28 protein-coding genes are annotated in these 25127 nt (G+C 67.9%); 9 read left to right on the forward strand and 19 right to left on the reverse strand.

Annotation, left to right across the window (positions count from 1 at the left end; genetic code table 11):
• Window positions 1-21 precede the first annotated feature (21 nt).
• Both IAG39_RS06365 and IAG39_RS06370 read right to left on the reverse strand, forming a co-directional pair.
• A complete protein-coding gene (locus IAG39_RS06365; protein WP_118933779.1) occupies window positions 22-1365 on the reverse strand; it encodes a ferric reductase-like transmembrane domain-containing protein in 1344 nt (447 codons plus the stop codon).
• 73 nt (window positions 1366-1438) lie between these two features.
• Window positions 1439-1750 carry a PepSY domain-containing protein gene (locus IAG39_RS06370; RefSeq protein WP_059377886.1) on the reverse strand — a complete coding sequence of 104 codons (312 nt, stop codon included), beginning with the start codon at window positions 1748-1750 and terminating at the stop codon, window positions 1439-1441.
• A gap of 220 nt (window positions 1751-1970) precedes the next feature.
• On the opposite strand from IAG39_RS06370, the gene IAG39_RS06375 reads away from it, so the two are divergent.
• From IAG39_RS06375 to IAG39_RS06385, 3 genes are read left to right on the forward strand one after another with little or no spacing between them, the layout of a single operon-like run.
• Entirely contained in the window at window positions 1971-2270 is a 300-nt protein-coding gene (locus IAG39_RS06375) for a PepSY domain-containing protein (RefSeq protein WP_223283490.1), read from the forward strand.
• Window positions 2270-2932 carry a response regulator transcription factor gene (locus IAG39_RS06380; protein ID WP_118933778.1) on the forward strand — a complete coding sequence of 221 codons (663 nt, stop codon included), beginning with the start codon at window positions 2270-2272 and terminating at the stop codon, window positions 2930-2932. Before IAG39_RS06375 ends, IAG39_RS06380 begins: the two co-directional genes overlap by 1 nt.
• A complete protein-coding gene (locus tag IAG39_RS06385) occupies window positions 2929-4299 on the forward strand; it encodes a sensor histidine kinase (protein WP_118933777.1) in 1371 nt (456 codons plus the stop codon). The genes IAG39_RS06380 and IAG39_RS06385 overlap by 4 nt, the downstream gene beginning before the upstream one ends.
• 16 nt (window positions 4300-4315) lie before the next feature.
• Here the strand turns inward: IAG39_RS06385 and IAG39_RS06390 are convergent, their stop codons facing one another.
• The 4 genes from IAG39_RS06390 to IAG39_RS06405 all read right to left on the reverse strand — a co-directional run bounded on the left by IAG39_RS06390 (window position 4316) and on the right by IAG39_RS06405 (window position 7098).
• Window positions 4316-4744: a universal stress protein gene (locus tag IAG39_RS06390; protein ID WP_059377897.1), complete on the reverse strand. Its 429-nt coding sequence runs from the start codon at window positions 4742-4744 to the stop codon at window positions 4316-4318.
• A 16-nt stretch (window positions 4745-4760) separates the two neighbouring features.
• Window positions 4761-5186, reverse strand: coding sequence for a universal stress protein (locus tag IAG39_RS06395; RefSeq protein ID WP_059377961.1), 426 nt, complete (start codon window positions 5184-5186; stop codon window positions 4761-4763).
• A gap of 141 nt (window positions 5187-5327) precedes the next feature.
• Window positions 5328-6131 (reverse strand): glutamate racemase, encoded by an 804-nt coding sequence (gene murI, locus IAG39_RS06400; RefSeq protein ID WP_059377900.1) that lies wholly within the window; start codon window positions 6129-6131, stop codon window positions 5328-5330.
• Window positions 6132-6177: 46 nt separating this feature from the next.
• Window positions 6178-7098 carry a LysR substrate-binding domain-containing protein gene (locus IAG39_RS06405; protein ID WP_059377903.1) on the reverse strand — a complete coding sequence of 307 codons (921 nt, stop codon included), beginning with the start codon at window positions 7096-7098 and terminating at the stop codon, window positions 6178-6180.
• A 125-nt stretch (window positions 7099-7223) separates the two neighbouring features.
• On the opposite strand from IAG39_RS06405, the gene IAG39_RS06410 reads away from it, so the two are divergent.
• From IAG39_RS06410 to IAG39_RS06420, 3 genes are read left to right on the forward strand one after another with little or no spacing between them, the layout of a single operon-like run.
• On the forward strand, window positions 7224-7802 hold the full coding sequence (locus IAG39_RS06410; protein WP_059377906.1) for a chromate transporter: 579 nt from the start codon (window positions 7224-7226) through the stop codon (window positions 7800-7802).
• Window positions 7799-8323 carry a chromate transporter gene (locus IAG39_RS06415; protein ID WP_059377909.1) on the forward strand — a complete coding sequence of 175 codons (525 nt, stop codon included), beginning with the start codon at window positions 7799-7801 and terminating at the stop codon, window positions 8321-8323. The genes IAG39_RS06410 and IAG39_RS06415 overlap by 4 nt, the downstream gene beginning before the upstream one ends.
• A 33-nt stretch (window positions 8324-8356) precedes the next feature.
• Window positions 8357-9043 carry a DUF1345 domain-containing protein gene (locus IAG39_RS06420; protein WP_118933776.1) on the forward strand — a complete coding sequence of 229 codons (687 nt, stop codon included), beginning with the start codon at window positions 8357-8359 and terminating at the stop codon, window positions 9041-9043.
• A gap of 152 nt (window positions 9044-9195) precedes the next feature.
• On the opposite strand, the gene IAG39_RS06425 is transcribed toward IAG39_RS06420, so the two are convergent.
• The 8 genes from IAG39_RS06425 to IAG39_RS06460 form a co-directional block, all read right to left on the reverse strand.
• On the reverse strand, window positions 9196-9861 hold the full coding sequence (locus IAG39_RS06425) for an imm11 family protein (RefSeq protein WP_118933775.1): 666 nt from the start codon (window positions 9859-9861) through the stop codon (window positions 9196-9198).
• Between the two features lie 177 nt (window positions 9862-10038).
• Window positions 10039-11157 carry a methyltransferase gene (locus tag IAG39_RS06430; protein WP_118933774.1) on the reverse strand — a complete coding sequence of 373 codons (1119 nt, stop codon included), beginning with the start codon at window positions 11155-11157 and terminating at the stop codon, window positions 10039-10041.
• Between the two features lie 116 nt (window positions 11158-11273).
• Window positions 11274-12941, reverse strand: a complete 1668-nt coding sequence (locus IAG39_RS06435) for an OFA family MFS transporter (RefSeq protein WP_059377919.1) — start codon at window positions 12939-12941, stop codon at window positions 11274-11276.
• A 110-nt stretch (window positions 12942-13051) separates the two neighbouring features.
• Complete coding sequence (locus tag IAG39_RS06440; RefSeq protein WP_118933773.1) at window positions 13052-13309, reverse strand: formate dehydrogenase subunit delta; 258 nt, start codon at window positions 13307-13309, stop codon at window positions 13052-13054.
• A gap of 18 nt (window positions 13310-13327) precedes the next feature.
• On the reverse strand, window positions 13328-14149 hold the full coding sequence (gene fdhD / locus IAG39_RS06445; RefSeq protein WP_118933772.1) for a formate dehydrogenase accessory sulfurtransferase FdhD: 822 nt from the start codon (window positions 14147-14149) through the stop codon (window positions 13328-13330).
• Between the two features lie 29 nt (window positions 14150-14178).
• The gene (gene fdhF / locus IAG39_RS06450) at window positions 14179-17055 is read right to left on the reverse strand and encodes a formate dehydrogenase subunit alpha (RefSeq protein WP_059377926.1); all 2877 of its coding nucleotides are present in this window, start codon (window positions 17053-17055) and stop codon (window positions 14179-14181) included.
• 13 nt (window positions 17056-17068) lie between these two features.
• Window positions 17069-18640 carry a formate dehydrogenase beta subunit gene (locus tag IAG39_RS06455; protein ID WP_118933771.1) on the reverse strand — a complete coding sequence of 524 codons (1572 nt, stop codon included), beginning with the start codon at window positions 18638-18640 and terminating at the stop codon, window positions 17069-17071.
• Complete coding sequence (locus IAG39_RS06460; RefSeq protein ID WP_059377930.1) at window positions 18637-19194, reverse strand: formate dehydrogenase subunit gamma; 558 nt, start codon at window positions 19192-19194, stop codon at window positions 18637-18639. The genes IAG39_RS06455 and IAG39_RS06460 overlap by 4 nt, the downstream gene beginning before the upstream one ends.
• A 140-nt stretch (window positions 19195-19334) precedes the next feature.
• On the opposite strand from IAG39_RS06460, the gene IAG39_RS06465 reads away from it, so the two are divergent.
• From IAG39_RS06465 to mobA, 3 genes are read left to right on the forward strand one after another with little or no spacing between them, the layout of a single operon-like run.
• Window positions 19335-20414 (forward strand): substrate-binding domain-containing protein, encoded by a 1080-nt coding sequence (locus IAG39_RS06465; RefSeq protein WP_059377931.1) that lies wholly within the window; start codon window positions 19335-19337, stop codon window positions 20412-20414.
• Window positions 20415-20449: 35 nt separating this feature from the next.
• A complete protein-coding gene (gene moaA / locus IAG39_RS06470; RefSeq protein WP_059377934.1) occupies window positions 20450-21553 on the forward strand; it encodes a GTP 3',8-cyclase MoaA in 1104 nt (367 codons plus the stop codon).
• Window positions 21554-21611: 58 nt separating this feature from the next.
• A complete protein-coding gene (gene mobA, locus IAG39_RS06475; RefSeq protein WP_410469182.1) occupies window positions 21612-22160 on the forward strand; it encodes a molybdenum cofactor guanylyltransferase MobA in 549 nt (182 codons plus the stop codon).
• Here the strand turns inward: mobA and glp are convergent.
• From glp to moaC, 5 genes are read right to left on the reverse strand one after another with little or no spacing between them, the layout of a single operon-like run.
• Window positions 22145-23350 (reverse strand): gephyrin-like molybdotransferase Glp, encoded by a 1206-nt coding sequence (gene glp / locus IAG39_RS06480; RefSeq protein ID WP_118933770.1) that lies wholly within the window; start codon window positions 23348-23350, stop codon window positions 22145-22147. The two genes, mobA and glp, sit on opposite strands and share 16 nt — an antisense overlap.
• A 3-nt stretch (window positions 23351-23353) precedes the next feature.
• Window positions 23354-23875, reverse strand: coding sequence for a molybdenum cofactor biosynthesis protein B (gene moaB / locus IAG39_RS06485; protein WP_054451576.1), 522 nt, complete (start codon window positions 23873-23875; stop codon window positions 23354-23356).
• Window positions 23876-23888: 13 nt separating this feature from the next.
• The gene (locus IAG39_RS06490; protein ID WP_059377938.1) at window positions 23889-24356 is read right to left on the reverse strand and encodes a molybdenum cofactor biosynthesis protein MoaE; all 468 of its coding nucleotides are present in this window, start codon (window positions 24354-24356) and stop codon (window positions 23889-23891) included.
• Window positions 24357-24361: 5 nt separating this feature from the next.
• Window positions 24362-24613: a MoaD/ThiS family protein gene (locus IAG39_RS06495; RefSeq protein ID WP_059377940.1), complete on the reverse strand. Its 252-nt coding sequence runs from the start codon at window positions 24611-24613 to the stop codon at window positions 24362-24364.
• Window positions 24594-25082: a cyclic pyranopterin monophosphate synthase MoaC gene (gene moaC / locus IAG39_RS06500; protein WP_042794830.1), complete on the reverse strand. Its 489-nt coding sequence runs from the start codon at window positions 25080-25082 to the stop codon at window positions 24594-24596. The genes IAG39_RS06495 and moaC overlap by 20 nt, the downstream gene beginning before the upstream one ends.
• Window positions 25083-25127 lie beyond the last annotated feature (45 nt).

Consider the following 25127-nt stretch of genomic DNA (forward strand, 5'->3'; position numbering starts at 1 on the left):
CCTCCGCGGACCCTGGGGCGATCAGCGCATCTGGAACGCTTCCTGATGCCAGCGCACGGGCTGGGCGCCCAGCTTGCGCAGGCCGCGCCTGAGCGCGTCGGCCAGGCCGGCGGGCCCGCAGAACCAGACGTCGGCGACACGGCCCGCCGCCACCTCGCCCTGCGCCAGCGTACCGGCCGTCAGCGTGTCGCCGTCGCGCGCGTTGTGGATGGCGAGCGTCACGCCGTCCAGCGCTGCGCAGCGTTCCTTGAGCAACGGCACGAAGGGATCGGTTGCAGCGTCGCGCACGCAGTAGTGCAGCCACACGCGCGGCGTCGGGGCCTGCCGGTCCTGCAGCGCCTCCAACCATGCGAGAAACGGCGTGACACCGATACCGCCCGCCACCCAGACCTGCGACGTCGAGGCCGCGTCCGGGGTCAATTGAAAGCGCCCGTATGGGCCTTCGACAGTTACCGGCTGGCCGATGCGCAGCGTGCGCGCCAGGCTGCGGGTGTAATCGCCCAGCGCCTTGATCTGGAACGTGACGCGGCGTTCGCCCTGATGCGGGGCGCTGGCGATGGTGTAGGGATGGGCGCCTTCCTTGCGGTCGAACGTGACGAAGGCGAACTGTCCCGCCTGGTGCGGCTGCCAATTGCCGTCGAGTTCGCAGCTGACCTCCAGGATGCCGCCTGGCTGGTGCGTCAGCGACACGATCCTGCCTTGCGCGCGGCGGCCGCTGCCCACGCGTCCCAGCAGTGCCACCAGCGCGGCGTAGGCACCGGCGGCCAGCAACGGAATCAGCAGCAGGCCGACGGGGCCGCTCCAGTAGCGCGCGGGCGCCAGCGCCGCCGTGTGGAACGCCAACGCCAGGAACAGCACAGGCATTGCGCGGTGCAGGAGACGCCATCCGCGGTAGGGAAAGCGCCGCCACAAGGTGATTGCGAGCATCGCGAGCAGCAGGTAGATCGACCATTCGCCCAGGTCCTTGGCCAGGCCGCGCGAGCTTTCAAAGAGCGTCAGCACGACGTCGCGGGCGGGGCGGTTGCCCGCGTCCGCCAGGCTTTTCAACGGGCCGCTGGCCAGCTTCAGCAACCAATGCGCGGCGCCTGCTGACACGGCGAGGATGCCGGCCCATTTATGCAGCCGGTAGATCTTGTCCATGCCGCCCAGCGGACGCTCCAGCCACGCGGGCCGCAGCGCCAGGAGCATGATCAAGGCCATCAGGCCGATGGACCAGACGCCGGTGAGGTAGAGGCCTTGCTGGCGCGCCACCCAGTACCAGGCGCCGGCGGCCGGCGGCTGCAGGATGAACGCGTCCAGGCTCCAGGCCAGGGTGAGGACTAGCAAGAAGCCGCCTACGGCGGCACCGGTTCCTATCGGTTTCATGATGGCATCCGTGTTGGGGCGCTCGGCCCGCCGGATGCGGGCGGAGCGTGGAAAGGCGCGCGGGCGCGGCGCTTCAGTCCTTGATGCGGCTGCGCAGGACGGCGCCGCTCTGGGCATCGACCCGCAGCTTCACGCGCTGGCCTTGGGCGTTGTCGGCCTTGACGTCGTAGCGGCCGTGCTCGAGCTCGATCTCGGTGATGTTGCGATAGCCGGCGGCGGTCAGCGTGTCGTAGATCTGGCGCACGGTCAGCGTCGCGTTGGCGGGCGCCGTGGCGGCGGGCTGGACCGGCGCCGGGGCGGGCGTCTGGGCGTGCACGGCGGCGGCGCCGGTCAGGGTTGCGGCGCCAAGCGCCAGGGCGGCCAGAGTGTTGCGGATTGCGGTCATGGAATGGCTCCTAGGTTGTTGCGGGTTGCCGGAATGGCGACCATGACCGCATTATTCGGGTGTGCGGATGAACCAATTCTGAAGCTGCCGTTCACGTGCCGTTCATTTTCCAGGCGCTATAAATGGGCGGACAATCGCCGCTCATGGCGAACTCCGAATTGCGAAAGGAAACATGACCCGAGCAACGCGTACCCGAATCTGGCTGTCCTGCGGCGCGCTGATGCTGGCGCTGGCCGCGGGCCCCAACGCGGGGCTGGCCGATGAAAGCGACCATGAACAGGCGCGCCAGGCCTTGCAGGCCGGCAAGGTGCTGCCCCTGCGCTCGGTGCTGGACATCGTCGAGCGCGATTATCCGGGGCAGGTGGTCAAGGTCGAATTCGAAGAGGACGACGGCGAGTTCATCTACGAGATCCGGCTGCTGCAGAGCGGCGGCCGGCTGGTCAAGCTGAAGATCGACGCGCGCGACGGCAAGGTGCTGGGCGTGAAGGGGCGCGACATCCAATTCCGGGACAAGCACTGATGCGCATACTCGTAGTGGAAGACGAACCGACGCTGGCGACGCAACTGGCCGACGCCTTGCGCCAGGCCGGCTATACCGTCGACACCGCCGCGGACGGCGGAACGGCCCAGTACATGGGCGCGGTCGAGGCCTACGACGTGGTGGTGCTGGACCTGGGCCTGCCGGTGATGGACGGCCTGACGGTGCTCAAGCAGTGGCGAGCCGGCGGCCAGGGCATGCCGGTGCTGATCCTCACGGCGCGCGACAACTGGCACGAGAAGGTTGCCGGCATCGATGCCGGGGCGGACGATTACCTGACCAAGCCCTTCCACATGGAAGAGCTGCTGGCGCGGGTGCGGGCGCTCTTGCGCCGCTCCAGCAGCCACGCCAGCGCGCAATGGCGCTGCGGCCCGCTGATGCTGGACACGCGCCTGGCCAAGGTCATGGTGGACGGGCAGGCGCTGTCCCTTACCAGCCATGAATTCAAAGTGCTGGCCGTGCTGATGCAGCGCGCGGGCGAAGTGATTTCGCGCAGCGAGCTGACCGAGCATGTCTACGCCCAGGACCACGACCGCGATTCCAACACCATCGATGTGTTCATCGCGCGGCTGCGCAAGAAACTGCCGCCCGACACCATCGAAACCGTGCGCGGCCTGGGCTACCGCTTGGCCGGCGGCGCATGATGCCGCAGCGCGCGCCGGGCTCGCTGCGCTGGCGCTTGCTTGCCGGCACGCTGGCCTGGATCCTGGTCACGGTGGTGCTGGCCGGATGGGGCCTGGGCAGCCTGTTCCGCCAGCACATCACCGAACAATTGCGCGCCGAACTGACCCTGCACCTGAACCAGCTGACAGCCGCGGTAAACACCAGCCCGGATGGCCGCCTGGTGGTGTCGCCGCCCTTGAGCGACCCGCGGCTGGAACAGCCGCTGTCCGGCCTGTACTGGCAGATCGACCGGCTCGACGAACAGGGCCGCGCGGTGGCCGTGGGCGCGGCGCGCTCGCGGTCGCTCTGGGACCAGGTGCTGGCGCTGCCCGCCGCGGACAGCGCCGACGGGGCGTATGAAATCGCGGGGCCGGAAAAGCATAGCCTGACGGCCCTGACGCGCACGCTGGAACCGGCCGAGACCGAGGCAGCGCCGCTGCGCCTGATCGTGGCGGCCGACAGCCAGGTGTTGGCCGAGCCGATCGAACGCTTCAACCATATGCTGTTGATTTCGCTGGGTGCGCTGGCGGCAGGCTTGACGCTGGCGGCCGTGGTCCAGGTCCTGGTCGGGTTGCGGCCGCTGGCCAAGCTCAGGCGGCAGCTCGCCGGGCAGCAAGGGGGCGCCAGCGTGCGCATCGAAGGCCGTTTTCCCAGCGAAATCCAGCCGCTGGTCGACGACTTCAACCGCGTCCTGGCCGTCAATGCCGACATGGTGCAGCGCGCGCGCACGCAGGCCGGCAATCTGGCGCACGCGGTGAAAACGCCGCTGACGATCCTGGGCAATGCCGCGGCGCGCGAGGAAGGGCCGCTGGCGGCGCTGGTGCAGGAGCAGGTCGGCATGGCGCGCCGCCAGATCGACTATCACCTGGCGCGCGCCCGCGCTGCCGCCGCGTCCGGCGCGGCAGACAGCCGCACGCCGCTGCGCAAGCCCATCGAGGGGCTGCTGCGGGTCATGCAGCGCTTGTATGCGCAGCGCGGACTGCAGCTGGAAATGCCGGCGTTCGCCGACGGCCTGGTGTTCCGCGGCGAAGAACAGGATCTGCAGGAGATGGTCGGCAACCTGCTGGACAATGCCTGCAAATGGGCCGAGCGCCAGGTGCAGGTGAGCGCCAGCGCCGCCGGGCCGGGTCAGTTGCTCATCCAGATCGACGATGATGGCCCAGGCATTGCCGACGACGAGCGCGAACGCATCTTCCTGCGCGGCGTGCGCATGGATGAACAGCGTCCCGGATCGGGCCTGGGCCTGGATATCGTGCGCGACCTGGCTAGCACCTATGGCGGCCAGGCGCGCGCCGAGCGCTCGCCGCTGGGCGGCTTGAGGGTGTCGTTGTGGCTGCCGGCCGCCTGAGGCCGGCCTCCGGGGCTTACTTGACCAGCGTGACCGGCACTTCGGCCAGTTGCAGCACCTGATTGGCGACCGAGCCGATCAGGATGTTCGTCAGCGAGCCATTGCCGCGCGTGCCCATGACGATGCGGACGCAGCCATGATCGTGGGCGTATCCGGCGATTTCCGTGGCCGTATGGCCAAATGCCACGTGGCTGGTGTAGTCGGCGCCGGTCACATCCAGCAGCTTGCGCGCCTCGTCCGCGGCTTCCTGGCCTTCGCGCAGGTAGAACTCGTCGATCATGTCCTGCGTGATCAGGCGCGACAGGCCGGCGCGGCCTTGCACGGGCGTCTGGACGTTGAGCAGATGGATGCGCGCGGCGCCAGCGCCTTGGGCGAGCTGGCGGGCGTACAGGACGGCGCGGTTGGCGTTGTCGGAGCCGTCGACAGGGACCAGGATGTTCAGCATGGATGCTCCTTGACGGTTACTTGACCAGGGTGACGGGCAACTCCGTCAGATGCAGGACGCGGGTCGCGACCGAGCCCAGGAACCAGGACGACACCGAGCCCAGCCCGCGCGAGCCCATGTAGATTTCATCCGCGTCGGATTCGTCGGCCACGCGCACGATGGTCTCGGCGGCGGCGCCTATTTCGATGTGGGTCTGGAAGGGCACGCCGGCCCGGGTCAGCAATTCGCTGGCGGCTTGCAGCGCGTTGCGGCCTTCTTCCTCGTGATAGGCGTCGATCTCGGCCTGCGACAGGCCGCGGCCGATCTTGCCGGCTTTCAGGGGGATCTGGACCGTCAGGAGCTCCACGCGTTCGACGGGATCGTAGCTGCGGGCGTCGAGCAGGGCTTGGACCGCATGGACGGCGGGCTGCGAGCCGTCCACGGGAATCAGGATGCGTTTCATGAGCGTCTCCTTGTGTGCGCCGCGGGCGGCGTTGTAGTCCACTGTATCCGAATTATTCGCCGATTCGGACAGGCGCGTCATGCGCGGGATCAAACCAGGCGCAATCAGCCCGCGCCACCGGGCGGCGGACCCGACGCAAAGTCAGCGCCAGCGCGGCTCCAGGACGTGCGCGTCGGCAGCCTGCCCGAGCAGGCGGACGGCCAGCGCGCCCAGCGCCTCGGCCGAGCCGCTGGTCTCCAGCCGCAGTCCGCCCGGGCCGCTGGCGCGCAGCAGGCCGCGCTCCTGCAACTGGTGGCGCAGCCGGCGCGCCACCGGGGCGCCCGTTTCCAGCAACGGCACATCGGCGCCGGCGGCCGCCTGGATCGCGTCGCGCAGGAAGGGAAAGTGGGTGCAGCCCAGCACCAGCACGTCGGCGCCGGCCCCGCGCAATTCCGCCACGGGCGCGCGCACCGCGGCCTCGGCCTGGGGGCCGCTGAGCACGCCTTGCTCCACCAGCCGCACCCACTCGGGGCAAGGCCTGAACAGGATGCGGACTTCGGGCGCCTCGCGCTGGACCAGGGCGGCGAATTTGGGGCTGGCCAGGGTGCCGGTGGTGGCGAACACGCCGACCACGCCGCTCGTGGTCAGGTGCGCGGCGGGCTTGATGGCCGGCTCCACGCCGATGATGATCAGCTGCGGATGGCGCAGGCGCAGCTGGGCGATGGCGGCCGCGGTGGCCGTATTGCAGGCCACCACCATGGCCTTGGCCTGGCGCGACACGAAGTAATCGGCGATCGTGCTGGCGCGCTGCTCGACGTAGTCCTGCGTTTTTTCGCCATAGGGCACGTGGGCGGAGTCGGCTACGTACAGCAGGGATTCGTGGGGCAGGGCGTCGCGGATGGCGCGCAGCACGCTCAGGCCGCCGACGCCGGAGTCGTAGATGCCTATGGGTGAATCTGGAGTCATGGCTGCAATGCGGAGTGCGGGTGCCGGGCAGTGTAGCGCCGCGCGCTCAGGCCAGGGATTCCTCGCGCTGCCGCCGCGCCTCGCCGATCAGTTTGCGGGCTGCGCCGGAGAGCGCTTCGTCGCGCCAGATCAGGTTCAGCGGCGCGCGCAGTTCCGCCGGATGGGCCAGGTTGACGTAGGCCACGCCTTCGATGTTCACGCGGCGTAGCGACGCCGGCACCAGCGACACGCCCAGGCCGGCCGCGACCAGGCTCAGGGTGGACAGCATGCGCGGCGCTTCTTGCGCCACGCGCGGGCTGAAGCCGGCGGCGCCGCAGGCGGCGATGATGGCGTCGTACAGGCCCGGCCCGCTGTGGCGGCGGTAGAGGATCAGCGATTCATCGGCCAGTTCGGCCAGCGCAATGCGCTTGCGCGCACGGCCCTTGACGGCCGGGTGGTCGGCCGGAAACGCGGCCAGCATGGGTTCTTCCAGCACGGTTTCCACCACCACGCCGGGGTCCAGGCCATAGGGGCCGCGGATGAAGGCGACGTCCACGCGGCCCGCGGCCACGCCCTCCATGAGTTCGCCGGTGCTGCTTTCCTCCAGCACCAGCCGCACGTTGGGCGCCGCTTCGCGGAAGCGTCGGATGACGGAGGGCACAAAGGGATGGAAGGCCGCCGATCCGGTGAAGCCCACGGTCAGGCGTCCAGCCTCGCCCTGCGACACGCGCCGCACGCCTTCCACGGCCTGGTCCACCAGGGCCACGATGTTGCGCGCGTCGTCCAGCAGCGCGCGGCCGCTTTCGGTCAGCTCCATGCCGCGCGGCAGACGGTGGAACAGCGTCACTCCCAGCTCCTGCTCCAGTACGCGGATCTGCTGGCTGAGCGGGGGCTGGCGGATGCCCAGCCGCGCCGCGGCCTTGGTCAGATGGGATTCCTCGGCCACGGCCAGGAAGTAGCGCAGCAGTCTTAAATCTACGGATGCCATATTCAGCCGATATGAATATATAGTTAGTCATATATTAGACATTATCCAGGGCGGAGAGTAGGCTGCAATCTCGTTGTCCTTCCCCCGGTCCCACTCCGCGCCGCTTCCCCGGCGCCGGCATGAAAATGATGAATGCGGCACCTTCCATCTCCGAGGCCGATTTGCGGCCCGCGCCCACTTGCGGGCAATTGTTCTATGGCTTCCTGATGCTCGGCCTGACGGCCTTCGGCGGCGCCTTGCCGCTGGCGCGCCGCATGGTCGTCGAAAAGCACCGCTGGCTCAGCGGCGCCGAGTTCACCGACCTGCTGGGCCTGTGCCAGTTCCTGCCCGGCGGCAATATCATCAACCTGTCGGTGGCGCTGGGAATGAAGTTCCGCGGCCCGCGCGGCGCGTTCGCGGCGCTGATGGGCCTGATCCTGGCGCCGTCCGCCATCGTGGTGCTGCTGGGCATGGTGTACGACCGCTTCCAGAACGATCCCCACATCCAGCACCTGTTTGCCGGGCTGGCCGCCGCCGCCGCGGGCTTGTTGATTTCCATGGCGGTGAAGATCGGGTTGCCGGTGGTCAAGCGCCGCGACTGGCTGGCCGGCGTGGTGGCCACGGCCTGCTTCATCGCCATCGCCGTGCTGCGCATTCCGCTTCTGCCCACCATGGCGGTGCTGACGCCGCTGAGCATCCTGATGGTCTGGAGGCAACGTCGATGATCCATACATTGATCGCCCTGGCCCTGATCTTTTCCGAGCTGTCCGTGCTGGCGTTCGGCGGGGGCAATACCATCCTGCCCGAGATGCAGCGCCAGGTGGTGGAAGTGCACGGCTGGATGAGCGCGGCGGATTTCTCCGCGCTGTTCGCCCTGGGACAGGCGGCCCCGGGCCCCAACCTGATGGTGGTCACGCTGGTCGGCTGGCATGTGGCGGGCGGCCTGGGCATGCTGGTCACCACCATCGCCAAGTTCGGCCCGTCGTCCATCATTACCGTGATCGCGCTGGGCCTGTGGGAACGCTTCAAGGACCGTCCCTGGCGCGGCGTCATTCAGGCGGGCATCTTCCCGATGACGGTGGGCTTGGTGGCGGCCAGCGCGGCGCTCATCACCGAGGCCTCGGTGCATACCTGGCTGTTGGGCGTCATTACCGCGGTGGTGGCGCTGCTGGGCAGCCTGACCCGCATCCATCCGCTGTGGCTGCTGTTCGGCGGCGCACTGGTCGGTTTGCTCGGCATCGGTTAGCGTTAGGGCTGCTCACACCAAAAGGAGCGCCGCATGCCGCCGCTCAAGGATTTCGAGCCCGAGGACGATTCCGCTGCCGGCGCCGCTTTGCCGTTCTTCCATGCGCATCGGCGCCTGGTCGGGTGTGCGGCGCTGCTGCTGGTCACGGCGGGCGGGCTGTACGCCCTGGGCGTGCCATGGGTCCTGGCGCTATTGCTGGGATTCGATGCGGGGGCGCTGGTGTTCCTGCTGATGACGGCGCGGGTGTTCGGCCGAACCAGCGCGGCGGCCATGCGCCAGCATGCGCAGCAGCAGGACGTGGGGCGCACCGGCGTGCTGTGGAGCAGCGTGGCGCTGTCCTGCATGGTGATGATGGCGTTGTGGGTGGAGCTGCGGGGGGAGAGCGGCGTGGGCAGCGTGCTGGCCATGCTGGCGGCCGCCGCGACCATCATCCTGTCGTGGCTCTACATGAACATGATCTTCGCCCTGCACTACGCGCATGGCTATTACGGCCATCGCAACGCCATGCACAAGGGGCTGGATTTTCCCGGCACGGAAGATCCGGACTACTGGGACTTCGCCTATTTCGCGCTGGTGCTGGGCATGACGTTCCAGGTGTCGGACGTGCAGATCGTGAACCGGCGCCTGCGCCGCACGGCGCTGACGCACAGCGTCATCGCCTTTTTCTTCAACGTCTTCATCATCGCCATCAGCGTCAACGTGGCGGCGGGGCGGGCCTAGAGCGTGTCATGAACTTTGCCGCGATCGCCCGACCGTAGTTGGGTGACAGCCTGCCGCCCTTAGCCAACAGACTGGCGGGGCTTCGCTTCGTGGTCTTCAGCATGCTGATGCCGGGAAATGCTGCCAACCTGCTCCACAGTTCATAACACGCTCTAAATATCGGCTACATCGCGCAGCCGTACGCCGGAGAAGTTGGCCGCACTCAATGCGTCAAACATCGCGCGGTCGCAGATGGGAGGTGCTCCCATGCGATCCTGGCGGAAGATATGGGCATCTCCCACAACATCCTGTTTGAACACCAAGCTGGCTCCGCCGACGAGGCTATAAAGTTTCTCGTCCTCGCCGGTCTGATAATTGTGGTCGAGCTTGATCCTCACGCGAGAAGAGGCTTCATCCAGGGCATCGAGTCTGCGCAGCACATTGCCTAGGTAGTACTGAGGGGCGGGGCTGCCGTCAGCAAGGCTGAAGTCGCATGCCACAAATGCAAACGCCTCGGCGTCCAACTGCTCAAACAGTTGCTTCAACGGCTCCGACACAATCCATATGCCAGCGAGTTCTTCCAGATCGCGTGGCATTCCGCCCTTCTCCGGTACATGAACCAGGCGGGGACGCTCCGGATACTGATCCGGCATGCCATCAGGACGCGAGACGACGTTCATCCCCGGATCGATCAGCTTCTCTTCGTTGGCGATTTCGATGCCGGGAACCCTGCCGTTTCCCAAGAAGCTGGCGTCGATCAGGAAAAATTCGCCCTTACGAGATGCGGCTTCGGCTGAAACTTCAATGGCGGTCGGTTCGGTCACGGTGGCTTCCATCATGGATGCGGCGGCAGAACGGGAATGCGGTTGAGCCGATGCTGGCGGGGCTTGGGCGCAGCCACAAGTTCCGGCGAAGTGGTCTTCAGCATGCCGATGCTGGGAAATGCTGCCGACCTACTTCAAAGTTCATGGCACGCGCTGGGTCCGCCCCTGGGTCTTGCGGCTGGCCGGGCCGCGTCAGGCCGCGCCCAGGCGCCACAAGGACGTGACTTCCTTCGAACGCGCCGCATGCAGCGGGTCGCTCGCGTCTTGCGCGCGGCCGTGAGTGGGACGCGTGTCGATGCGCTCGATCACGCGCAAGCCGGCCTGGCTGATCATCTCCATCAGCGCTTCGCGGCTGCGCAGGCCTAGATGCTCGGCCAGGTCCGACAGGATCAGCCAGCCTTCGCCGTTGGGCGTCAGATGCGCCGCCAGTCCATTCAGGAAGCCGCGCAGCATGCGGCTGTCGGGGTCGTAGACGGCATGCTCCACGGGCGAGCTGGGGCGGGCGGGCAGCCAGGGCGGGTTGCAGACGATCAGAGACACCCGGCCTTCGGGGAACAGGTCGGTCTGTTCGACGTCGACCTGCTTGGACAGGCCCAGGCGCTCCAGGTTTTCACGGGCGCAGGCCAGCGCGCGCGGATCCATGTCGGTGGCGATGACGCGCTTGCCGCCGCGGCGCGCGATCACGGCAGCCAGCACGCCGGTGCCGGTGCCGATGTCGAAGGCCACGCTGCCACGCGGCATCGGAGTGCGCGCCACCAGGTCAACGTACTCGCCGCGCAGCGGCGAGAACACGCCGTAGTGCGGATGGATGCGGGCATTCAGCGCGGGAATCTCCACGCCTTTCTTGCGCCATTCGAAGGCGCCGATCAGGCCCAGCAGTTCGCGCAGCGACGCGACGTAGGGCTCGGCGGCGGGACCGTGGGCTTCCTCGCAGGCCAGGCGCGCGTCGGGCGCGCGGCGCAGCGGAATACCGTGACCGGCGTCGAACGGAATCAGCAGCATGCCCAGGATGCGGGCGCGCTGCGACTGGATCTGGCGGTGCTGGTTGAAGGCGTCCAGCAGGCTGTCCACGGGTTTGCGGGGACGCTTGTCGACCCGCCGCGTGATGGCTTGCAGCAATTGCCGCGCATTCTGGAAATCGCCGCGCCACAGCAGGCCGACGCCTTCGCAGGCCTGGCGGTAGGCCATGTCGGCGGTCATGGTGTCGTCCGCCACCACCACGCGCTTGGGCGGCGCGGCGCCGGATTCGGAGCGCCAGCGGGCGGCGTGCGGGGTCTGGTTTTCTTCCCAGCGGATTTCAGGGACGGTCAACGTGTCGCTCCAGCAAGGCGGGGCGCGCGGGGCAAGGTGGTCATGGAGAAAGCAAAAAGAAGGGGCGCGGGCTGCCAATGTAGCAGCTTCGCGCCCCGTCGCGGCACCCGCCTGGCTCAGTGGAACAGCACCACCGCCTTCTGCAGCGTGATCCAGATGCCCCAGGCCAGGGGAATACCCACGCAGGCCCAGGCGAACACCACCAGCGCCGCCGGCGTGCGGAACGCGGATGTTCCGACCCCGTGCGTTTCCGTGGCGACCGCGCGTTCATGGGCCAGCGCCTTCTCGCGCGCCAGTTCTTCGTCATTCATGAAGTACTTGGGATTCACGGGCCGGATCGCCAGGTTGCACAGGAAACCCAGCACCAGCATGCCCGCCAGGATGTACATGGTGATGTCGTACACCTGGGCGCGCGGCACGCCGATGGACAGCTGGTATTCGCGGATGTAGTTCACCAGCACCGGCCCGAAGATGCCCGCCGCCGACCAGGCCGTCAGCAGCCGGCCATGGATGGCGCCCACCATCTGCGTGCCGAACAGGTCGGCCAGGTACGCCGGCACGGTGGAGAAGCCGCCGCCGTACATGGACAGGATGATGCAGAAAGCGGCCACGAACAGAGCCAGCGCGCCGATGTGCGCGGTCCAGGGGATGGCCGAATACAGCGCGAAACCCAGCACGAAGAAGATGAAGTAGGTGGTCTTGCGGCCCAGCTTGTCGGACAGGCTGGCCCAGAAGAAGCGGCCGCCGATATTGAACAGGCTAAGCAGGCCGGTGAAGCCGGCGGCGATGGCGGCGATGGCCGCCAGCTGGTTCTTGTCCAGCTGCGAGTAACCCAGCTCAGGCTGGTTGATCAGGCCGCCGCCGAACACTTCCTGCAGCAGCGGCGAGGCCATGCCCAGGATGCCGATGCCGGCCGTGACGTTCAGGCACAGCGCCCACCACACCAGCCAGAACTGCGGCACGCCCCAGACGCGCTGCACATGGACGTGGCCCTTGGTGATCATGGCGTTGCCGGCATGCTTGGCCGGCGCGGTCCAGCCCTCGGGCTTCCAGCCGGTCGGCGGCACGCGGTAGCCCAGCGCGCCCGACATCATGAAGACGAAGTACACCGCGGCCATGGTCAGGAAGGTCTGCCAGACGCCCGGCGATTCAGGCGTGGCAAAGTGGCGCATCAGCAGGTCGGCCAGCGGCGCGCCTATCATGGCGCCACCGCCAAAGCCCATGATGGCCATGCCCGTGGCCATGCCGCGGCGGTCGGGGAACCACTTGATCAGCGTGCTCACGGGCGAGATGTAGCCCAGCCCCAGGCCGATGCCGCCGATGACGCCCGAGCCCAGCCACAGCATCCACATCTGGTGCAGGTACACGCCCATGGCGGAGATGACCAGGCCGCCGCACCAGCACAGGGCCGACACCACGCCCGCCTTGCGCGGGCCCGCGCGTTCCAGCCAGCCGCCCCACAGCGCGGCCGAGCAGCCCAGCAGCACGAAGAACAGGGTGTACATCCACCCCATGGTCGAAATCTTCCAGTCGCAATTGGTGGCGAACAGCTCGGCGACGAGGCTCATGTCCGCGGGGCAGGCCAGCGGCTTGGCGCCGCCCACTACCTTGGACAGCGGCAGCCAGAACACCGAGAAGCCATAGGCCATGCCGATGCACAGGTGGATGGCAAGGGCGGCAGGGGGAACCAGCCAGCGCGAGAATCCCGGGCCGGCGATGGTGCGTTCCTTATCGAAAAAACCCGGCTTTGAACCGGGCAGGTCCAGCGTGGCAGTGCTTTGCATGTTGTCTCCTCTTTTGGCGCCGCTCATTGGCGTGCGTGGTCCGGCATCCGGCCGGTCTCGCCGCCTTTCTCTCTTGTGGTGTTTCTGTCGTCTTGCCGGGCGCTATGGCGTTACGCCACACGGGCGAGCGGCGTGAGGCGCTGGCGGTTCTGCGTGACCGCTTCCAGCACCAGCGGGTGCAGGCGTTCCTCGCCAGCATTGCCGTCCGGACTTCTTTCGAGAAAGTTCAGAAGCTCATTGCGCATGCGCGGCTCCCAGAACTTGTGGATATGGTTGGCCACGCCTTCCAGGGCCTCGGGCCGGTCGGGCATGGCTTCGAAGAATTGGCCGATGCGGTTGGCCATGCGGATCAGATTGCCGATTTCCATGCTTGGGTCAGGTCCGGTTCAGGGGGTGATGCGTGATGGGTGGGTGTACAGCGTGGCGTCGTCGCCGCGCAGAAAGCCCAGCAGGCTGACATTGGCGTCCTGGGCCAGGCGGATGGCGAGCGCCGTGGGCGCGGACACCGAGGCCAGCACGGCCACGCCGGCCGCCGCGGTTTTCTGCACCATTTCGAAACTGGCACGGCTGGACACCACGACGATGCCGTCGCCGGCATGCATGGCCTGGCGCGCCAGGGCGCCGACCAGCTTGTCCAGGGCGTTATGGCGCCCCACGTCCTCGCGCACCAGCGCGACGGTACCGTCGGCGCCGGCCCAGCCCGCGGCGTGGGTGGCGCCGGTGATGTCGTGCAGCGCCTGGCGCGCCCGCATTTCGCGCATGGCGGCCAGCACGGCCTGGATGCGCACGGGCGAGCCGTTGGTGACGGGCGCCACCGGCCGCAGCACTTCAGGTAGCGTCTCCACACCGCACAGGCCGCAGCCGGTGCGCCCGGCCATGGCCCGGCGGCGCGACTTCAGCCGCACTTCACAGGCGGTGGAAATTTCCAGCTGGACCACGATGCCGTCGCATTGCGGCAGCAGGTCGATGCCGCGCACGTCGCTGACGCCGTCGATGATGCCCTCGGACAGCGCGAAGCCCACCGCGAAGTCTTCCAGGTCGGCCGGCGTGGCCAGCATGGTGGCGTGGCTGATGCCGTTGAACTCCAGCGCGACCGGCGTTTCCTCGGCCACGGAGTCGGCTTCGACCCCGGGGACCAGGGCGCCGCCCCGCACGCGGGTGACCTGTACCTGCGTGCAGTCGGGGCGGGAAGGCGGGGGCGTGGGCATGGCGGCGTCCTGGCGGTTCGGGCTGAGGGTTATTTCCCGGTCAGCGCCGCCTCGCTTTCGCGCGAACGCTCGCGCAGCAGCTTTTGCTGGATGTCTGCAAAGCGCGACCACTGGCGCTGCCACTCCGAAGGCTGGGACACGCGCGTGACCTGCACGGCCGTCACCTTGTACTCGGGGCAGTTGGTGGCCCAGTCGGAGCTGTCGGTGGTGACGACGTTGGCGCCGGACTCGGGGAAATGGAAGGTGGTGTATACCACGCCCGGCTGCACCCGGTCGGTCAGCGTGGCCCGCAACACGGTCTCGCCCGCGCGGCTCTGGATGCCGACCCAGTCGCCATCCTTCACGCCGCGGTCCTCGGCGTCCTGCGGATGCAGTTCCAGCACGTCCTCGCCATGCCACATGACGTTGGGCGTGCGCCGGGTCTGCGCGCCCACGTTGTACTGCGACAGGATGCGGCCCGTGGTCAGCAGCAGCGGGAAGCGGCGCGTGCTGCGCTCGTCCGTGGGCACGTACTTGGTGATCATGAACTTGCCCTTGCCGCGCACGAACTCGTCGATGTGCATGATGGGCGTGCCATCGGGCGCTTCGTCGTTGCAGGGCCATTGCAGGCTGCCCTGCTTGTCCAGCTTTTCATAGCTGACGCCGGTGAAGGTCGGCGTCAGGCGCGCGATCTCGTCCATGATCTCGCTGGGATGCTTGTAATTCATGGGGTAGCCCAGCGCGTTGGACAGCGCCACCGTCACTTCCCAATCGGACTTGCCATTCTTGGGTTCCATCACCTTGCGCACGCGCGAGATGCGGCGTTCGGCGTTGGTGAAGGTGCCGTCTTTTTCCAGGAACGAGGAGCCGGGCAGGAACACGTGGGCGTACTTGGCGGTTTCGTTCAGGAACAGGTCCTGCACCACGATGCATTCCATGGCAGCAAGGGACGCCGCCACGTGCTGCGTGTTGGGGTCCGACTGCACGATGTCCTCGCCCTGGCAGTACAGGCCCTTGAACGAACCGCCCAGCGCGGCCTCGAACATGTTGGGGATGCGCAGGCCGGGTTCCGGCTGCAGGGTCACGCCCCAGTCCTGCTCGAACTGCGCGCGCACCGTGTTGTCGGAAATGTGGCGGTAACCCGGCAGCTCATGCGGGAACGAGCCCATGTCGCACGAGCCCTGCACGTTGTTCTGCCCGCGCAGCGGGTTCACGCCCACGCCTTCGCGGCCGATATTGCCGGTGGCCATGGCCAGGTTGGCGATGGCCATGACGGTGGTGGAGCCCTGGCTGTGTTCGGTCACGCCCAGGCCGTAGTAGATCGAGCCGTTGCCGCCGGTGGCATACAGGCGCGCCGCGCCGCGCACGGCCTGCGCCGGCACGCCGGTGATTTCTTCCATGGCTTCCGGCGAGTTCTCAGGCAGCGAGACGAAGTCACGCCATTCCTTGAAGGCCTTGGCTTCGCAGCGCTCGGCCACGAAGTCCTCGGCGATCAGGTTTTCGGTGGCGATCACGTGGGCCAACGAGGACAGCAGGGCGGTGTTGGTGCCGGGGCGCACCTGCAGGTGGAAGTCGGCCTTGATGTGCGGCGAACTGACCAGTTCGATGCGGCGCGGATCGATCACGATCAGGCGCGCGCCCTGGCGCAGGCGGCGCTTCAGGCGCGAGGCGAACACCGGATGGCCGCTGCTGGGGTTGGCGCCCATCACGATGACCACGTCGGTGTGCATGACGGAATCGAAGGTCTGGGTGCCGGCGGATTCGCCCAGCGTCTGCTTCAGGCCGTAACCGGTGGGCGAGTGGCAGACCCGCGCGCAGGTGTCGACGTTGTTGGTGCCGAAGGCGGCGCGTACCAGCTTTTGCACCAGCCAGGTTTCTTCGTTGGTGCAGCGCGAGGAGGTGATGCCGCCGACCGCATCGCGGCCGTACTGGCCCTGGATGCGGCGGAATTCGGAGGCCGCATAGTTGATCGCCTCGTCCCAGGACACTTCCTTCCAGGAGTCGGTGATGTGCTTGCGGATCATGGGCTTGAGCACGCGTTCCTTGTGCGTGGCGTAGCCCCAGGCGAAGCGGCCCTTGACGCAGGAATGGCCGCGGTTGGCCTGGCCGTCCTTCCAGGGCACCATGCGCACCACTTCCTGGCCCTTCATCTCGGCCTTGAAGCCGCAGCCCACGCCGCAGTAGGCGCAGGTGGTCACGACCGAGTGTTCGGCCTGGCCCATCATGATGACGGTCTTTTCCTGCAGGGTGGAGGTCGGACAGGCCTGCACGCAGGCGCCGCAAGACACGCATTCGCTATCCAGGAAGGGCTGGTCCTGCCCCGGCGACACGCGCGATTCGAAGCCCTTGCCGGAGATCGTCAGGGCGAAGGTGCCCTGCGTTTCCTCGCAGGCACGCACGCAGCGGTTGCAGACGATGCACTTGGAGGCGTCATAGGTGAAGTACGGATTGGACTCGTCCTTTTCGCTCTTCAGGTGGTTGGCGCCGTCGTAGCCGTAGCGCACGTTGCGCAGGCCCACCACGCCGGCCATGTCCTGCAGTTCGCAGTCGCCGTTGGCCGGGCAGGTCAGGCAGTCCAGCGGGTGGTCGGAGATGTACAGCTCCATCACGCCGCGGCGCAGGTCGTGCAGCTTGGGGGTTTCGGTGTAGACCACCATGCCGTTCTCGGCCGGGGTGGTGCACGACGCGGGATAGCCGCGGCGGCCTTCGATCTGGACCAGGCACAGCCGGCACGAACCGAAGGGCTCCAGGCTGTCGGTGGCGCACAGCTTGGGAATGTTGATGCCGGCCTCGGCGGCCGCGCGCATCAGCGAGGTGCCTTCGGGCACCGTGATTTCCTGGCCGTCTATGGTCAGGGTGACGGTTACGGCGGACTCGCGCGCCGGCGTGCCCAGGTCGCGATCGCGCTTGATGACGGTTTCTAGCATGTCGGTCTCGGGTTCAGGCCGCGTGCGCGGCAGACTGGGAGGACTCGATGCCGAAGTCCTGCGGGAAGTGGTTCAGCGCGGACAGCACCGGGTAGGGCGCCATGCCCCCCAGCGCGCACAGCGATCCGCCCAGCATCGTGTCGCACAGGTCGCGCAGCAGATGCACCTGCTGCTCGCGGCCGGGGCCGCCCGCGACGATCTTGTCTATGGTTTCCACGCCGCGGGTGGAGCCGATGCGGCAGGGCGTGCATTTGCCGCAGGATTCGATGGCGCAGAACTCCATCGCGTAACGCGCCATGCGCGCCATGTCCACGGTGTCGTCGAAGGCCACCAGCCCGCCGTGGCCGACCATGGCGGATATCTGGATGTAGGCCTCGTAGTCCAGCGGCACGTCCCATTGCGATTCCGGCAGGTAGGCGCCCAGCGGGCCGCCCACCTGCACCGCGCGCAGCGGCCGGCCGGAAGCGCTGCCGCCGCCGAAGCCGTAGAGCAGGTCGCGCAGGCTCAGGCCGAAGGCCTTCTCGACCAGGCCGCCGTGCTTGAGGTTGCCGGCCAGCTGGAACGGCAGCGTGCCGTGCGAGCGGCCCACGCCGTAGTCGCGGTAATAGGCCGCGCCCTTGGCCAGGATGATGGGTACGGTGGCCAGCGAAATCACGTTGTTGATGACGGTGGGCTTGCCGAACAGGCCGGAGATCGCCGGCAGCGGCGGCTTGGCGCGGACCACGCCGCGCTTGCCCTCGATGCTTTCCAGCAGCGAGGTTTCCTCGCCGCAGATGTAGGCGCCCGCGCCCTTGCGCACTTCCATGTCGAAGCGGCGGCCGCTGCCGTGCACGTCATCGCCCAGCCAGCCCACGCTGCGCGCCCGCGCGATGGCGGCTTCCAGGGTGTCGATGGCTTGCGGATATTCCGAGCGGACGTAGATATAGCCGTAGGTGGCGCCCACCGCCAGGCCGGCAATGGTCATGCCTTCGATCAGCACATAGGGGTCGCCTTCCATCAGCAGGCGGTCGGCGAAGGTGCCGGAGTCGCCCTCGTCGGCGTTGCAGACGATGTACTTCTGGTCGCCGGGGGTGCCTGCCACCGTCTTCCACTTGATGCCGGTCGGGAATGCCGCGCCGCCGCGGCCGCGCAGGCCCGAGGCCACCATTTCGTCGACGATCTGCCCCGGCTCCATGGCCAGGGCGCGTTGCAGACCCTGCAGGCCGCCATGGGCGGCGTAGTCCTGCAGGGACAGCGGATCGGTCACGCCGACGCGGGCGAAGGTCAGGCGTTCCTGGTGCTTCAGGTAGGGGATTTCTTCGGTCAGGCCCAGGCGCAGCGGATGCTCGCCGCCACTTAGCCAGCCGGCGTCGAACAGCGCGGCGACGTCCTCGGGCTGCACCGGCCCGTAGGCGACGCGGCCCTGCGGGGTAGTGATTTCGACCATGGGTTCCAGCCACAGCAGCCCGCGCGAGCCATTGCGCACGATCTGCACCGACAGGCCGCGGGCGTCGGCGGCGCGTTCGATGTCGCGCGCCACCGTGTCGGCGTCCATGGCCAGCGCCGCGGCGTCGCGCGGCACGTAGATGACGATGGGGGAACTCATGATTGACCCTCCAGCGTGCGGGCCAGCAGGCGGTCCAGTTTTTCCGGCGTGACGCGGGCATGGGGCAGGCCGTCGATCATCACCGCCGGCGACTGGGCGCACAGGCCCAGGCAATACACCGGTTCCAGGGTGAAATCGCCGTTCTTGCTGTTGGCGTGGAAATCACAGCCCAGCGCCGTGCGCGCATGGGCGGCGAGGCGTTCGCCGCCCATGGCCTGACAGGCTTCGGCGCGGCAGACCTCCAGGGTGTGGCGCGCCGCGGGTTCGCTGCGGAAATGGGGGTAGAAGGTGATGACGCCGTGGACCTCGGCGCGGGACAGGTTCAGGGCCTCGGCGATGGTCTGCACCGCCGCGGCCGGAATACAGCCCAGTTCATGCTGGACCGCATGCAGCACGGGCAGCAGGGGCCCGGGCTGGTCCTTCAGTCGGGCGAGTATGCGGGCGGTGGCCGCGATGGCCGGGGTGGGGGACGCTTGGGCCGCGTCCAGGGCCATCTGGCCGCCGCGGGCGCCGCCGCTGGATGCCAGATCGGATGTTGCCTCGCGCTGATGCACGTCGGTCTCCTCCTGCGTTGCTGTTGTGCCGGGCTGGATGCTATTTGGGTTTATATGTTTTTAATAGCATATAAAAACCCCTCCAGCCGCATTATTTGTGTACTCTAACGGGGTAATTCACCGTCTTCAATAAGAAATAAATGACATATAAGTTCCGTATCGGCCTGCGGCCGCAATGGACTCTGGGCGGAGACGACGACCAGGCGCCGGTGCCATTGCAGGACATGCTGGCGCTGCTGTCGGCCATTGACGCCACTGGCAATATTGCCGGGGCCTGCCGCGCCTGTGGCTTGTCGTACCGGCATGCCTGGGGCGTGCTGCGCCGTTTCGAGGCCATCTTCGGCACGCAGTTGCTCATCACCAACCGCCGGCAAGGCACGCAGTTGGCGCCGTTCGCGCAGCGCCTGCTGTGGGCCAACCGCCGCATCGAGGCCCGGCTGATGCCCACGCTGGACAGCATGGCTTCGGAACTGCAGGAAGAGCTGGAGCGCCTGCTGCCCGAGAGCGGCCCGCATCTGCGGCTGCACGCCAGCCACGGCTTCGCGGTGGAGTCGCTGATGCAGCACATGGGCAACCGCAAGCCGGGCCTGGAACTGCGCTACCGCACCGCCATCGAGGCGCTGGCCTCGCTGGAGCGGCGCGAGTGCGACCTGGCGGGCTTCCAGGTGCCGCTGGGCGATTTCGAAGCGCCCATCATGGAGCGCTACGCCCAATGGCTGCATGCGGACGAGTACATGCTGATCCACCTGGCGGTGCGCAATGCCGGCCTGTTCGTCACCGCCGGCAATCCCAAGCACATACGCGGCATGGCCGACCTGGCGCGGCCCGACGTGCGTTTCGTCAACCGCCAGATCGGCTCCAGCACGCGCTATCTGGTAGGCCTGATGCTGCAGCGGGCGGGGGTCTCGATCAGCGAGGTCCAGGGCTACGAAACCAATGAATTCACCCATATGGCCATCGCCGCGCACATCGCCAGCGGCATGGCCGATACGGGCGTGGGGGTGGAAACGGCCGCCTGCCGCTTCGGACTGGACTTCATTCCGCTGGTGCGGGAGCGCTATTTCTTCGCCATCCGCAAGTCCTCGCTGGAGACGCCGGCCATGCGCGACCTGCTGTCCATCATGCGCAGCCCGGACTACGTCGGCTACGTCGGCCAGCTGGCGGGCTACGACGCCCGCGACACCGGCCGGTTGCAGTCGTTGCAGGAGGCCTTTCCATGAGCGCGAAACGCGATGCGCCGGGATATGATGCTCCCATGAGCAAAGTGATCTTTCTTGCCGATCGCCGCAGCGGGCCGCTGGCCCCGCTGGCGCCCGGCGAACTGCCGCCGCACGGACAGCCCGCGCTGGATCAGCGCGCGCGTCCCCTGCGCGACTTGCGGATCTCGGTCACGGACCGCTGCAACTTCCGCTGCACCTACTGCATGCCGCGCGAGGTCTTCGACAGCAGCTACACCTTCATGCCGCATTCGGCGCTGCTGTCGTTCGAGGAAATCAGCCGCCTGGCCGGCATCTTCACGCAACTGGGCGTGGAGAAGATCCGCCTGACCGGCGGCGAGCCGCTGCTGCGCAAGCATATCGAGAACCTGGTGGGCCAGTTGGCCGACCTGCGCACCCCCGCCGGCCGTCCGCTGGACCTGACCCTGACCACCAACGGCAGCATGCTGGCGCGCAAGGCCGCGGCCCTCAAGAGCGCCGGCCTTACGCGCGTCACCGTCAGCCTGGACGCGCTGGACCCGGCCATGTTCCAGGGCATGAGCGACAGCGGCTTCACGCCCGACGACGTGCTGCAAGGCGTGGACGCCGCGGCCGAGGCCGGACTTGCGCCGGTCAAGGTCAACATGGTGGTGCGGCGCGGCCTGAACGACGGGCAGATCCTGCCCATGGCCGAACGCTTCCGCCATTCCGGCCACATCCTGCGCTTCATCGAATACATGGACGTGGGCAATACCAACGGCTGGAACCTTGCCGAAGTGGTGCCCAGCCAGGAAGTGCTGGACCGCATTGGCGCGGCCTATCCGCTGGAACCCGTGGCCAGCGGCGAAATGGGCCGCGTGGCCGAACGCTGGCGCTACCTGGACGGCGGCGGCGAGATCGGCGTCATCTCCAGCGTCACGCACGCCTTCTGCGGCGGCTGTACGCGCGCGCGCCTGTCGCCGGAAGGCAAGCTCTTCCTGTGCCTGTTCGCGCACGACGGCTACGACCTGCGCGCGCCGCTGCGCGACGGCGCCAGCGATGCCGAGCTCGCCGCCATCATCGCGGGCATCTGGGCGGGGCGCAACGACCATTATTCCGAGCTGCGCGGCCGCAACATGGCTGATCCGGCGCGCAAGATCGAGATGAGCTACATCGGTGGCTGAAGCGCCTGCCAGCAAGGGAATTGCGGGGCTGATCCTGGCGGGCGGCCAGGGCGCGCGCATGAACGGGCAGGACAAGGGCCTGGTCGTGTTGCGCGGCGAGCCCATGGTGGCGCACGTGGCGCGCCGCCTGGCGCCGCAGGTGTCGCGCCTGATCGTCAGCGCCAACCGTCATCTGGATCTCTATGCCCGCTACGGCGACGTCGTGCGGGACGGCGAAGCCGATCTGGGCGCCTGGCAAGGGCCGCTGCTGGGCATCGCCGCGGGCTTGGCGGCCGCGCAGCGGGAGGCCTGGCTGGTGGTGGCGCCTTGCGACACGCCGTTCCTGCCCGCGGACTTGGCGGCGCGCCTGGTGCGCGCGGCCGAGTCGGCCAATGCGCCCATGGCCTATGCGGTGGCGGACGGACAGCGCCATTCGGCCTGCATGGCCTTGCGCACGTCGCTGTTGCCCGATCTGCTGGCGTACCTGCGGGCCGGGGACCGCAAGGTGGGGCTGTGGCAGGCGAGAACGGGCGCGGTCGAAGCCTGCTTCGATGACGCGCCCGATGCCTTCATGAACGTCAACACGCCAGATGAACTGGCGCGGGCCGAGCGCTACGCCAGCCAGTGACGCAGGTCGTAGTAGGCGACCCGGTCCTTGTCCTGCACTTGCACGTCGGCCGGCAGGCGGGCCAGACCCGTCGCCCAGGGCAGCGAGCTGATCACGCCGGAACCCTGATGGCCGTAGGGCACCAGTTCCGCGCTGCCGTCGTCGGCCAGGCGGCGCTGCACGCGCAGGAATTCCTCGCGGCTGTCCTGGCGCGGATGCTCGGTGCGCAGGGGCAGCAGGCTGGTCGGCGGGAACAGCGTGTCGCGGCCCTGCATGCGGCGCATCAGCGGCGTCACCAGCAGGGTGAACACGGCGTAGGCCGATACGGGGTTGCCGGGCAGGCCGACCACGGGCTTGCCGTCGATCTGCGCCAGCGCCACCGGCTTGCCCGGCTTCATGCGCACCTTCCATAGCGCCAGTTCGCCGCCCAGCGAGGCCAGCGCGGGCTTGACCAGATCGCGTTCGCCCACCGACACGCCGCCCACGCTCACCACCAGGTCGCAATCGGCCAGCAGCGTCTTGAAGGCGGCCTGCAGGTCGGCCTCGGTGTCGCGGGCGTGCAGCACGTGCACCGGCAGGGCGCCCATGCCGCGCGCCAGCGCGGCCAGCATGGGGCCGTTGGAGTTGTAGATCTGCTCGGCCGCGCGCGGCTGGCCGGGCAGCACCAGCTCGTCGCCGGTGGTCAGGATGCCCACGCGCAACTGGCCGACGACCCGCACGCGGGCCAGGCCTTGCGAAGCCATCAGCGCCACGTGGGCGGCTTCAAGTACGGTGCCCGCGGCCAGCAGCGGCGCGCCGGCCATGGTGTCTTCGCCGCGGCGGCGGATGTGCTGGCCGGGCTTGGGCGCGCGCGAGATTTCCACCTGGCCGTCGGCTTCGGCGGTGTCTTCCTGCATCACAACCGTATCCGCGCCTTCCGGGATCAGGCTGCCGGTGAACAGGCGGATGGCGTGGCCGGGCTTGAGCGGTTCCGGCATTTCCCCCGCGTAGCAGCGCTGCTGGATGGGCAGGCGCACGCCGGCGCCCCAGTCGGCCATGCGCAACGCGTAGCCGTCCATGGCGCTGTTGTCGGCGGGCGGTATGTCCACGGTGGCGGTGAGATCGGCGGCCAGCACGCGGCCGGCGGCATCGGCCAGGCTCACCTCTTCGCTGCGTTGCAGCGGCCCTGCGGCATTGGCCAGCAGGGTCTGGGCTTGATCAAAATCCAGCATGGGTCAGTTGTCTTCTTCGCGTTGCTTGAAATGGGTGGCGAAATTGCAGGGGCGGTGGCTGCTGTCCAGCTGCTCGCGGATGATCTGCGCCCAAGCGGTTTCGCAGGCGTTGTTGGAACCGGGCAGGCAGAAGATCAGCGTCTGGTTGGCCGAGCCGGCAAAGGCGCGCGACTGGATGGTGGAGCTGCCGATCTCGGTGTACGAGATCTGGCGGAACAGTTCGCCGAAGCCGGGGATTTCACGGTCCAGCAGGGGCATGATGGCCTCGGGCGTGTGGTCGCGATGCGAGAAGCCCGTGCCGCCCGTGGTCAGGATCACCTGCACTTCGGGATCGGCGATCCAGTCGCTCATGATGCGGCGGATCTGGTAGATGTCGTCCTTGACGATGTCGCGGCGCACGCACTGGTGGCCGGCATGCGCAAGGCTGTGGGCCAGCAGATTGCCGGAAGTGTCGTCGCCCGCGCTGCGGGTGTCGCTGACCGTCAGTACGGCGCAGGCCAGCGAAACAAGGCTTTCGTCGCTCATGGATTCTCCTCTTCTAGACGGTGGTGTCTTCATCCCAGGACTGCGTGCGGTCCTGGTCGGATTGGCGTTGCTCCACCCAGAAGCTGCTGCCGCCCGCGAGGGTCTCGCGCTTCCAGAAGGGCGCGCGCGTCTTGAGCGCGTCGATGATGTATTCGCAGCCGCGGAAGGCGTCGCCGCGATGGGCGCTGGCCGCCGCCACGAAGACGATCTGGGCATTGCGATGCAGCGCGCCCACCCGGTGCACGATGACCGTGCCGGCCAGGTTCCAGCGCGCGCGGGCGGTCGCGGCGATCTCTTCCAGCTCGCGTTCGCACATGCCCGGATAGTGTTCGAGAAAGAGCGTATCGGTGGGCGTGTCGGGCGCGTAGTCGCGCACATAGCCCACGAACGTGACGATGCCGCCCACGCCCGGGCCGGCGCTCTCACGCAGCGCGGCCGTGAGCGCGGCGCCGTCGAAGTCGGCTTCCTGGACGCTGATCATGGCGTTCAACCTCCGGTGACGGGTTCGAATACCGCGACCTCGTCGCCCGCCCGGATGGGCGCGGACGGCTTGGCGTGGGTCTGGTTGATGGCCAGCTTCAGGCGCGCGGAGGGCGCCAGCTGGGGGTAGCGTTCGCCCAGCGCGGCAAGCAGCTGCGCGCCGGTGGACTCGCCTTCCAGGGGCCAGGCTTCGGAGCGCTTGCCGACCAGTTCGGCCACGCGCGCGAAGTAGAGAAGATTAATCGTTGCGCCATTCACCGCTTTTTCCTCCTGCCTTGTACTTAAGGCGAACTTGCTCGATGACGATGCCCTTGTCGGCAGCCTTGCACATGTCGTAGATGGTCAGCGCGGCGACGCTGCAGGCCATCATGGCTTCCATTTCCACGCCGGTCTTGTAGCTGGTGCGGCAGGTGGCCAGCACGTCGATGCGGTGTTCGGCGTCGTCCAGCGCGAACTCGACGCCGACGAAGGCCAGCGGCAGGCTGTGGCACAGCGGAATGGTGTCGGCGCAGCGCTTGGCGGCCAGGATGGCGGCGACGCGGGCGGTGTTGAGGACTTCGCCCTTGCCCTGGCCCGGCTGGGTCAGGAGGCCATAGGCGACGGCGTTCATGCGCACGCTGGCGGTGGCGATCGCCACGCGCTCGGTGTCCGTCTTGGCGATGACGTCGACCATGCGGACCTGCCCGGCTTCATCCAGGTGGCTCAAGGTTGGGGTGGGCGTGGACATGGGATTCGGGAGCGATAATTGTTAATGATTGAAAAGGGCGGTCCC

It is taken from the genome of Achromobacter xylosoxidans, assembly GCF_014490035.1.
GTDB classification, from domain to species: domain Bacteria; phylum Pseudomonadota; class Gammaproteobacteria; order Burkholderiales; family Burkholderiaceae_B; genus Achromobacter; species Achromobacter bronchisepticus_A.